At 40.4% G+C, this 10,756-nt stretch carries 9 protein-coding genes and 3 pseudogenes; 8 read left to right on the forward strand and 4 right to left on the reverse strand.

Features of this window, described 5'->3' with window-relative positions; translation table 11 throughout:
• The 3 genes and pseudogenes from FTU42_RS14005 to FTU42_RS14015 all read right to left on the reverse strand — a co-directional run.
• Nucleotides 1-173: pseudogene (locus FTU42_RS14005) on the reverse strand (IS5/IS1182 family transposase); the annotation flags it as partial.
• A gap of 27 nt (nt 174-200) precedes the next feature.
• Entirely contained in the window at nt 201-413 is a 213-nt protein-coding gene (locus FTU42_RS14010) for a FeoA family protein (protein WP_180083617.1), read from the reverse strand.
• An 11-nt stretch (nt 414-424) separates the two neighbouring features.
• Nucleotides 425-1,705: a cation transporter gene (locus FTU42_RS14015; RefSeq protein ID WP_180083620.1), complete on the reverse strand. Its 1,281-nt coding sequence runs from the start codon at nt 1,703-1,705 to the stop codon at nt 425-427.
• A gap of 90 nt (nt 1,706-1,795) precedes the next feature.
• Here FTU42_RS14015 and cadR point away from each other — a divergent pair, with 90 nt between their 5' ends.
• The 7 genes and pseudogenes from cadR to FTU42_RS14050 all read left to right on the forward strand — a co-directional run.
• A complete protein-coding gene (cadR, locus tag FTU42_RS14020; RefSeq protein ID WP_004733193.1) occupies nt 1,796-2,188 on the forward strand; it encodes a Cd(II)/Pb(II)-responsive transcriptional regulator in 393 nt (130 codons plus the stop codon).
• Nucleotides 2,189-2,330: 142 nt separating this feature from the next.
• Entirely contained in the window at nt 2,331-2,741 is a 411-nt protein-coding gene (locus FTU42_RS14025) for a hypothetical protein (RefSeq protein WP_025465702.1), read from the forward strand.
• Nucleotides 2,742-2,789: 48 nt separating this feature from the next.
• Nucleotides 2,790-4,157, forward strand: a complete 1,368-nt coding sequence (locus FTU42_RS14030; protein ID WP_180083623.1) for a TolC family protein — start codon at nt 2,790-2,792, stop codon at nt 4,155-4,157.
• A 1-nt stretch (nt 4,158) separates the two neighbouring features.
• On the forward strand, nt 4,159-5,421 hold the full coding sequence (locus FTU42_RS14035; RefSeq protein ID WP_167846499.1) for an efflux RND transporter periplasmic adaptor subunit: 1,263 nt from the start codon (nt 4,159-4,161) through the stop codon (nt 5,419-5,421).
• On the forward strand, nt 5,411-8,569 hold the full coding sequence (locus tag FTU42_RS14040; protein ID WP_180083626.1) for an efflux RND transporter permease subunit: 3,159 nt from the start codon (nt 5,411-5,413) through the stop codon (nt 8,567-8,569). Before FTU42_RS14035 ends, FTU42_RS14040 begins: the two co-directional genes overlap by 11 nt.
• 85 nt (nt 8,570-8,654) lie before the next feature.
• Complete coding sequence (locus FTU42_RS14045) at nt 8,655-9,554, forward strand: cation diffusion facilitator family transporter (protein WP_004665978.1); 900 nt, start codon at nt 8,655-8,657, stop codon at nt 9,552-9,554.
• Between the two features lie 203 nt (nt 9,555-9,757).
• Nucleotides 9,758-9,937, forward strand: a pseudogene (locus FTU42_RS14050) (hypothetical protein); the annotation flags it as partial.
• Nucleotides 9,938-10,125: 188 nt separating this feature from the next.
• Here FTU42_RS14050 and FTU42_RS14055 read toward each other — a convergent pair.
• Nucleotides 10,126-10,419: pseudogene (locus FTU42_RS14055) on the reverse strand (IS5/IS1182 family transposase); the annotation flags it as partial.
• A gap of 59 nt (nt 10,420-10,478) precedes the next feature.
• Here FTU42_RS14055 and FTU42_RS14060 point away from each other — a divergent pair.
• Nucleotides 10,479-10,756: IS6 family transposase (locus tag FTU42_RS14060; RefSeq protein ID WP_153887805.1), on the forward strand; the 278-nt coding region annotated here is incomplete at its 3' end.

The following is a 10,756-nucleotide window of genomic DNA, read 5'->3' on the forward strand; positions in this document are numbered from 1 at the left end:
CATTGGATGGCTGCGTCGGAGTAGGTTTGATTTCGCCCTTGTTTGCCTTTTGATGGAGCATACCATTGCGTAGCAGGATCAAACCAAATGGCAATATTTCCGCGACTCATAAGTGCTCGGTTATATGTGGGCCAATTGGTTGTGCGGTAGATTTTGTGTGTAGGCTTCTTCATTTGAAAATTATATCGCTGAAAAAGCCTTTACAGATAGGTTTGTGCAACAAAGCCAATTTGAACTAAAACAGGATCTCCGCCAAAAACACCTTTAGCGAGTACTTGTAGAGTTTCACCCTCTCTAAAACCTAATAGTTGGAGCCGTTCCAATATGGGATCAGTGGTATGACTGTATTGATTACCTTTTTTGAGATCTCTAATTTTGACGATCTGATTTTGTTTAACTTGAAATAGATTCATTTTCGATACTCTTACTTCAAAGCCAAAATCTTTCGAGCACCATTAAGCACGAATAAAGAAACCAGGATGCCAATGATTAAGTCTGGGTAAGCTGATCCCGTCCACGCCACGAGTACACCGGCAAATATAACGCCCATATTTACCACAACGTCATTCGCCGAGAAAATCCAACTGGCTTTCATATGTGCGCCATCTTCTCGATGACCAGAAATAAGATATAAGCATGTCACGTTAGCTATAAGTGCGAGCAGGCCAATAACAATCATGAGCGTTGATTCTGGCTCGCTTCCAAACATGAATCGTCTAATGACATCAATAATCACGATGACAGCAAGTAATAACTGAATCCAACCTGCGAAATGGGCTGCTTTCACTTGATATTTCGCAGCTTTTCCGACGGCATATAGCGCAATACCATAAACGGCTGCATCGGCAAACATATCTAGAGAATCAGCAATCAATCCTGTAGAAGCAGCAATAATACCGCTGATGAATTCTATAAAGAACAGTAGAGCATTAATGCCTAATAACAGTTTAAGTACTTTAGCTTGTCTTACAGGATCAGGTTCATTGGGTAGGTCACCTGAAGAAAGCTGTGTTTCATCAAGTTTCGCCCCAAAACCCAGTCCTTCAAGTTTGGCCGTAATTTGCTGAATCCCTTCATTATGGAAGACTTTCAGTTTTCGATTGGGAAGATCAAAAGTAAGACCTTTAACTGCTTCAAGATCTGCAAGAGTCATACGGACCATTTGCTCTTCAGCAGAGCAATCCATTTTAGGAATGGTGTAGGTACTTGTTTGCTTGGCCTGTTGATTGCTTATATAAGTTTCAGTCTTCACAAGCTTTGCCCCAAAACCCAGTCCTTCAAGTTTGGTGGTTATATTTTCATCTTTTTGATTATGTAGAACCTTTAAAGAACGGTTAGGTAAATCAAAGATGAGTTTTTGAACACCATCAATTGAAGATAGCGCCATACGAACCATCTGTTCTTCCGCAGAACAATCCATTTTGGGAACTAAGTATTCACTCATGTAGTGCGAATCTTTTAAAACGTTTTCAGTGCTTAAATTTTCTTTGGGATCAGAACCACAACAGGATTGAGCGGTATCTTCACAACTGTTTGAAGTGTTACAGCAAGGAGATGAAGATTTTTCTTCTTCCTCTTCACCACAACAGCTAGGCGTATTATCACAATTCTTTGAATTGCTTGCTTCTGCAATTGATGGATGATTTTCTTGTTGAGATTTCTTATCTTCGCATGGTGTTTCTTTACTACATCCACAACCACTCATAGTTATACCCATTAAAAAAATTTATAAACTTTGAATATTAGAATCCCTATAGTTACTATAGAGTCAAGATTTTTTGGAAATACCAACTCAATGCATTTAAAAATTGGTGAACTCTCTAAAAAAACCTCATGTTCAGTATTAACAATTAGGTTTTATGAAAAGGAAGGTTTAATTCCGGAACCCGAAAGAACGGAAGGAAATTACCGCCTTTACGATATAGGCTATGTTGAGCGAATTAAGTTTATTTTGAATTGCCGAACTTTAAATATGAGTTTGAATGAAATTCGTCAATTACTTACCTATAAAGACAAACCTGAGAAAAATTGTTCAGATGTGAATGAATTAATTGACTTACATGTCAGTGCTATCAGAGAAAATATAATCAAGCAACAAAAGCTTATTGAACAATTATCTGATTTAAGAGGTACTTGTGATGGCTTATGTACAATTGACCAATGTGGAGTTCTAAAAAATCTAGCTTGATTATCTAGACCTATGCTTTTTTCAAAAATTCTGTATATCTTTACTTAAGGCTGCAAAAAGTTTAAGGTTACTCAAATTCTGTGATCAGATCTTTGATAGATCTGGACAGCTTCTTATTGGTGTTTTAAATACAGATTTGTGTATGAAGAGAAAAACATTTCTAATCCAGATATTGGTACTCTTATTCACATTCCAGAATATTTGGAGTGTGGCAGAGGCTGCGTGTCTGCATGAAATGCCAAACATACCCAATTCAATACTCTCTAATCCAATCGATTTAGACGAAAAGAGTGATAGTCCTAGTCAAGCACTTTATTCCTTAGAAAACTATAAAGAAATTTATGACTATTGTCAGAAGGTTTGTTTTAACGAAAAGTGCAGTCATTTCTCAAATACAATCGTGATTCAGATTGACCCTCCCGATGATTTGAAGCTTAAAACTCATTTTGAGACAGTCCTTACACCATCTTATTTGGGAAGAACTTTTTATAAATCCCCTTATCTGAATCAATTAACACCCCCTCCTGATTTGCCCCTACTATTGGTGGGGTAGTCTTATAAAAGCCCACCACTCCTAATCTCATTATGTGTGGTGCATTTCATGTCAAAAAACAAATTATATCAGGATACTTCTATCCTGAATTTATCCTGGTCAGCATTCCGTACAGGTGTCTTGCTATCAGCAATGATCAGCTTGAGTACTTCTGTAGTCGCCAGTCCTCAAGATTTAACGCTGCGACAAGCCATTGATCAGGTCAACCAGTATCAAGCGTCCCAAAATTTCTGGGAAACGCAAAACAGCATTAATGCCACGAATCTTCAGCAAAGTAAGCTGTTTAAAAATCCTGAACTGTCAGTTGAACAAACGGGATTTGGTTCAAATAATGAAAAAGAGCTTACCATTGGCATATCACAACCCTTGGATATTTTTGGTGAGCGAAAAGCAAACCAAAAATTAGCCAGTCTCTCTACAGATAAAACAGCACTGAAGCAGAAGATTTATCAAGCGCAAATTGAGCTTGCAGTGAAATATGTATGGTCACAACTGGCCATTGCCGAACTTGAAAGAAACATTGTCAATGAACAACTTCGGGTGAGCGAAGAAAACCTTAAAGCGATCGAGAAGCGCTTTACTGCGGGCGGTATCGCGCAAGTAGATGTGAATCGCGCACATTTAAGTCATGCTGAAAATATCCGTCTTTTTAGACAGGCCGACTTACAAGTCCAAGTGGCCACCCAACAATTATCAAATTTATGGGGAACCTCTGATAAGTCATTGCAGGTAAACCTCTCTTCACAAAAGCTCTGGCCAAAATCGACTCATCAGCAGGTTCAAGAATATTTAGCGGAAAACTACGTTGAGAAATATCGAGCTTTACTGGTATTAGAGTCTCAAGCAACGGTTGATCAACTAAGGGCAAAGGCACGTCCTAACCCCACTTTAAACCTAGGTGTCAACCGCACCCAATCCTTGGAAAACTCCACACAAAATCAATTAGTAGTCGGAGTCAGTGTACCGCTTAATATTTTCGATCGTCAGCAAAATGGCATAAAAATCGCGCAAGAAAAAATGAACTTATTAGAGCGTCAGAAAGAGTTTTATCTAAAGCAAAATGCGCTGCAAATAGGCACAATTTTAACCGAGTTGCAGGGTTTAGAGCTGCAATTCAAAGTCGTTGACGAGACTCAAATTCCTTTGGCGACTCAAGTTCAAAGTAAGACGCTACAAGGTTTCTTGGCAGGCAAGTTTGCTTTAACCGATGTTCAGCAAGCCACGCTTCAATTACAAGACATCCGTCTGCGTAAAGTCCAGTTGTTACGGGATGGCTGGCAAAAGGCCATTGAAGCAGAAAGTTTGAGCTTAGGCATTAGCCCAAGTGAAGTCATGTCGAAAGATGCTATTGCACAAATCAATCAAAACTTATGGCAAGACATACAGGCCATGCCTGTCATTGGTGGGGGAAATTAACATGTTCGATCTTAAAAACAGCTTAAAAAAACAGAGCGGAAAAATCTCTCAACCTCTACTGATTGGTTTGGTCATCGGCGCAACCGTACTCCTCAGTATTTTCTTGATCTTGTCGGGTAAGAATAAATCTGAAACATCAGATGAACATGCAGAGGAAGAAGGCGCAGAGGAACATGGAAGTGAAGAAGGCAAAGAGGAACATGGCGGTGAAACCGAAGAGCATGCAGAAGGCGTGAGCCTGACGGCCAAGCAACTGGTTGAACAAGGCATACAGTTATCAGCAGTCGATCAAGGTCCGGTGGTTAAATTAAGTTCTTATCCAGCAAAACTTAACGTGAATACCGACCAGCAAGCGCATGTCTCTCCGAGTTTTAGTGGTCATGTCGAAAATGTCTATGTAGAACTCGGCCAAAAAGTTCAGAAAGGACAGTCTTTGGCCACGTTGCTTGTTCCTGATTTAGTCGATCAGCAGGCCAATCTAAAAATTGAACAAACCAACCTTGAACTGGCGAAACAGGACTTCGAGCGTGAGCGTCAGCTGTGGTCACAGGGTATTTCAGCAAAACAGGACTATCAACGTGCTTACAACAGCTATAAACGGGCGCAAATTCAGGTCCAATCGGCCCAATCACGTTTAAGTGCGTTTGGTGCTGTGAATACCAGTAACGGGCGCTATATTTTGAAAGCCCCCATTTCCGGCGTGATCAGTAAAAAGGATTTGGTGCTCGGAGAAAATGTTCAGTTAGCAAGTCAACTCTTTACCATAGACCGGTTAGATCAGCTCTGGCTTGAATTTATTGTTCCAAATTCTGAAATTGTGGGCTTAGCCCCGAATCAAAAGATCGAATTTAAATCTTTGCAAACTGAAAAGGTCTACAGGGCAGTTATTCAAACCTTAAATACTGAAGCGGATATTCAAACAGGTCGTCTTCAGGTGCGAGCAAAAGTTGAATCGAATGCAACCGAATTACGTCCAAACTTGATGGTAAACGTACAGTTGCAACAACGCAGTGAAAGTACCGCATTACGGGTACTTAAGTCCGCAGTTCAGAATGTCGATGGAAAAGATGTGGTTTTTGTCGCCACTCAGCATGGACAAAAAGTTGAATTCACTCCGCAGCCGGTGAAATTAGGTCAATCGTCTGGGGATAGCCAGTGGATTGAAGTGGTAAATGGGCTTAATCAGGGACAAAAATATGCCGCTCAAGGCAGTTTCTTACTGAAATCTGAGATGGAAAAAGGAGAGGCTTCACATGAGCACTAAAAGCCCTCACATTCCAGACCACGAATCGGTAAAACCTGAAGGGCTGTTTGATCGGCTGATCCAGTTTTCTATTCATAACGCAATCTGGGTCATGCTGTTTGTTGCAGCCTGGATTGCTATTGGTATTTATAGTTATCAAAAGTTACCGATTGATGCTGTACCGGATATTACCAATACTCAGGTGCAGATTAACACTTCAGCCAATGGCTTTACGGCTTTGGAAATGGAACAGCGGATTACCTATCCAATTGAGAATGCCATGTCAGGCATGCCGAAAATGGAACAAACCCGTTCGATTTCACGCTACGGCTTATCGCAAGTGACCATCATTTTTGAAGATGGCACGGATATTTACTGGGCCAGACAGCTTATCAACCAGCGCTTGCAAGAAGCAATGGGAGAAATGCCTGAAGATGTGCAACCTAACATGTCGCCTATTTCGACAGGTTTAGGTGAAATCTATCAATGGGTGATTAAAGCCGAACCAAATGCTAAAAAGCCGGATGGAACCCCTTATTCGGCGATGGATTTACGTGAAATTCAGGATTGGATTGTAAGACCGCAATTACAGCGCGTAAAAGGCGTTGCGGAGATCAACAGTATCGGTGGCTTTAATAAAACCTATGTGGTTGCCCCTGATCTGAACCGATTGCAACAATTGCAAATTCCTTTGTCTGATTTACAAACTGCCTTAACAGAGAATAATGAAAACCGTGGTGCTGGCTATATTGAGAAAAATGGACAACAGCTAACGGTTCGTGTTCCCGGCACTTTAAACACGATTGAAGATATCCAGAACATCAGTATTACCAATAAAAACGGCTATCCTATTCGGGTGGCAGATGTCGCCAATGTCTCAATTGGTCATGACTTAAGAACAGGGGCTGCAACCTATAATGGTGAAGAAACTGTATTGGGTATTGCCATGATGATGATGGGAGAAAATAGCCGTACCGTTGCTCAAGCCATTGATGAAAAGGTGCAATCGATCCAGCAATCGCTACCTAAAGGTGTGGTGATTGAGACTGTGTATGACCGTACGCATTTGGTTGATCGGGCGATCAAAACCGTTCAGAAAAATTTGATTGAGGGTGCAATCCTCGTCATTGTTATTTTATTTCTCTTTCTAGGTAATTTCCGTGCTGCGCTGATCACGGCTTGCGTTATTCCACTGTCAATGCTGTTTACCTTGACGGGAATGGCAGAGCAGAAGATTAGTGCAAATCTGATGAGTTTAGGGGCACTGGACTTCGGTATTATTATTGATGGTGCAGTGGTTATTGTAGAAAACTGTATCCGTCGGCTAGCAGAAGCTCAGAAGCTGAAAGGTGGTTTACTTAGCCGTTCTGAAAGATTTAAAGAAGTCTTCTTGGCTGCAAAACAGGCGCGTCGTCCTCTCATCTTTGGACAGTTAATTATTTTGGTAGTTTATCTACCTATCTTTACCCTGACGGGTGTAGAAGCCAAACTTTTCCATCCTATGGCAATGACGGTTGTACTGGCTTTAATTGGGGCCATGATTTTATCTGTCACTTTTGTGCCAGCCGCAGTTGCCCTATTTGTCACTGGAGAAGTCAAGGAAACCGAAAGTCGCTGGATGCATTGGCTTAAAACCAAATATGAATTGCTTTTAGATAGAGCCTATGAGCTTCGTTTATTTGTGACTATTGTGGCTGCCTGTATTTTAGTGCTTACGGGTGTGCTAGCTACTCAAACAGGTAGCGAGTTTGCACCTCAACTGGGTGAAGGTGATTTTGCTGTTCAGCAAATGCGTTCCCCAAGTACAGGGTTAGAACAGTCACTGAGAATGCAGGAAAATACTGAAAAGTTACTGTTGAAAGAATTTCCTGAAATTAAAGCAATCTTTGCCCGTACCGGTACAGCAGAAGTGGCCACAGATGTCATGCCACCCAACATTTCAGATGGCGTGGTACTGTTAAAACCTCATGATGAATGGCCTGATCCAAAACAAACGATTGATGAGCTTCGCCAAAGAATGATTACTTTCTTAGCGACATTGCCGGGAAATAACAGTGAGTTCTCGCAACCCATTGAACTGCGTTTTAACGAGTTGATTTCAGGGGTGCGAAGTGATGTGGGTGTCAAGTTATTTGGCGATGATATGGAAATTCTGAATCGTGAAGCGAATAAGATTTCTCAGAAAATTAAATCAATTTCAGGCGCGACAGCCGTTAATGTAGAGCAAACCAGCGGCTTACCCTTGTTGAATGTAGAAGTTGATAAGTCCAGAGCAGCACAATACGGCTTGTCGGTAAGAGCAATTCAGGATCTGGTGGCGACAAGTGTCGGTGGTCAAAATGTTGGAACCATTTTACAGGGAGACAAGCGTTTTGATTTTGTGATTCGTCTAGATGACTCCCAACGTAGTCCTGAACAGTTAGCGCTACTTCCTGTTCAATTGCCGAATGGTGGCTTAGTCCAACTGCAAGATGTGGCACGCGTTGAAAATATCCTGGGTATTAATCAGGTCAGCCGTGAAAATGGTAAACGTCGAGTGGTTATTACTGCAAATGTAGAAGGACGTGATTTAGGCTCATTCGTAACAGAGCTTCAGAGCACGTTATCCAAACAGGAATTACCAAGCGGTTATTGGATAGATTATGGCGGTCAATTTCAAAATCTGATGTCTGCAAAAGCGCGTATGCAATTGGTGGTTCCGCTCGCATTGTTGACGATCTTTATTCTATTGATGGCTGTATTTCACAACATCAAAGAAAGCTTACTGGTCTTTAGTGGTGTACCGTTTGCCTTGAGTGGAGGCTTAATCGCGTTGTGGTTGCGTGACATTCCATTATCCATGTCAGCAGGCGTTGGCTTCATTGCACTATCGGGGGTGGCTGTACTGAATGGCTTAGTGATGCTTACCTTTATCAAAGAGCTGCGACAGCAATATGACCTTTATTATGCAACGTGGCAAGGTGCAATATTGCGTTTAAGACCTGTGTTAATGACCGCTTGTGTTGCTTCCCTTGGGTTTGTTCCGATGGCTTTGGCAACCGGTACTGGGGCAGAGGTACAGAGACCTTTAGCGACTGTAGTCATTGGAGGAATTATCTCCTCTACCCTGCTTACATTGGTTTTATTGCCTGTACTGTACCGGTGGATGAATGAAAAGAAAGCTTCTTAATCCATTAGATTAAGCAATTTTTAGCAGAGATATTGGGTCTGTCTCAAGTATCTCTGCTAATCATGGATTGAATAAGGAAAATTTTATGTCAGAACATCATGATCATAGCCATGCGGTTGTTACTGAAGGAAATAGTAAGAAATTAATGTTTGCTTTGGGTTTAACGACTACTTTCTTAATAGTAGAAGTTGTCGCTGCTTTTATTACCCAAAGTTTAGCATTACTGTCTGATGCCGCTCACATGTTTACTGATGTAGCCGCATTAGCTATTGCTCTTGCTGCTATCAAAATTGGTAAAAAAGCCGCAGATGATAAAAGAACTTTTGGCTATCAGCGATTCGAAATTTTAGCGGCTCTGTTTAATGCAGTGATGCTTTTTGTGGTGGCGATATATATTGTCTATGAAGCTTACCAACGCTTTACGCATCCTGCTGAAATTCAAAGTGTTGGAATGATGATTGTCGCAGTCATTGGTTTGGTCATAAATTTGATTTCAATGAAAATCCTTTCTGCGAGTGCTCAAGAAAGTCTAAATGTGAAAGGCGCATATTTAGAAGTCCTTAGTGATGCACTGGGATCGATAGGCGTGATTATCGGAGGAGTGGTCATTTATTTTACCCAGTGGATGTGGGTAGATACCGTAATCGCTGTGTTAATTGGCTTCTGGGTTTTACCTCGAACTTGGGTTTTATTAAAACAAAGTATCCATATTTTGCTTGAAGGGGTTCCTGATGAGATTGATATTGAGTCGTTAAGAAATGATTTATTGATGCTAGAGGGTGTTGAAGGGATTCATCAGTTGAAAGTCTGGGCTATATCTTCAAAAAACATTCATTTAACTGCTCATTTGGTTGCTCCTAATAGCGATCCAGATCAGCTCTATCAAAAGGCCTTAGACGTTCTAAAACATAATCATAGTATTACTGAAATTACGTTACAAATAGAAAGTAAGGAATGTAATACATTGGAACAGCATAAACATTAAAGTGCTGCTCTTTCTACATAATGGACAGATGACTAGGCTGATAAACCTTACCATTTTCCTGTATTACACTTCTATTTATCACACGCACTTTAAACACCATCCTGAGACATTTTAAAATTACAAGAATGTAATTTATGAGTCCTCTGGGTGTTAATTCTTTAAAGTTAGAATATCTAACAAGTATTAAATGAGAGTAAATAAACATGCTATTCAAAAATAAATTTTGTACTAAATTACTGTTAATTAGTGCATTCTTTAGTATCGCAAGTTTTAGTTATGCAGATGGCGGCTTGTTATTTCTTGAAAAGAATTTAAAAGCTTCTAAAGTTGAAAATTCTAAACAAAAACAAGTTAAAAATAATGAATCAAATGAATCAAATGAATCAAATGAATCAAATGAATCAAATGAATCAAATGAATCAAATGAATCAAATGAATAGTTGGGTTGCATAAATAAATCAATTAGACTTATTCATTCAGCAATATAATTCCTGAATGAATAAGTTTATAACTAAAACCGGCTTTGTTGCATAAACATTCAAAAGCTGAGTTTTCCCCAATCCATTCAAATTTAAGTGACAACTTGGGTGTGAGGTCTACCTAATTCCGTAAATCTATTCAGAACTGCCACACGCGCATGAACTTCATTGACCTGACTTTGAAAATGTCTTGCCGTCAGCTTATCTCCTAATAATTTGATGCAATGCATCTTGGTTTCCACCAAACTGCGACGGTGATAGCCCGACCATTTTTTCCATAGGGTTCTGCCTAAATGCTTAACCGTTTGAAGTAACTCATTTCGTTCTATTGAACTGATTTTAGAATCTTTCCAGGGCTTGGCATTCTTCCTGGGTGGAATTACGGCACTGTTGCAAATAACCACGAATGGTAAGCTGAAGACTGTTTTAGCTAAAGGTGCAGCATATGAATCCTTTCCATGGTCGGCATTTTCAGGGCGAAATCATTCTTTGGGCTGTGCGCTGGTATTGTAAATATGGCATTAGCTATCGTGAACTGCAGGAAATGCTGGCCGAACGGGGTGTGAATGTTGATCACACGACTATTTACCGTTGGGTTCAACGTTATGCTCCTGAAATAGAAAAACGTTTACGCTGGTATTGGCGTAATCCTACAGATCTGAGCTCGTGGCATATTGATGAAACCTATGTAAAAGTGAATGGACGATGGTCTTATCTGTATCG

The organism is Acinetobacter sp. YH12102, from assembly GCF_013419125.1.
GTDB lineage: Bacteria > Pseudomonadota > Gammaproteobacteria > Pseudomonadales > Moraxellaceae > Acinetobacter > Acinetobacter pseudolwoffii.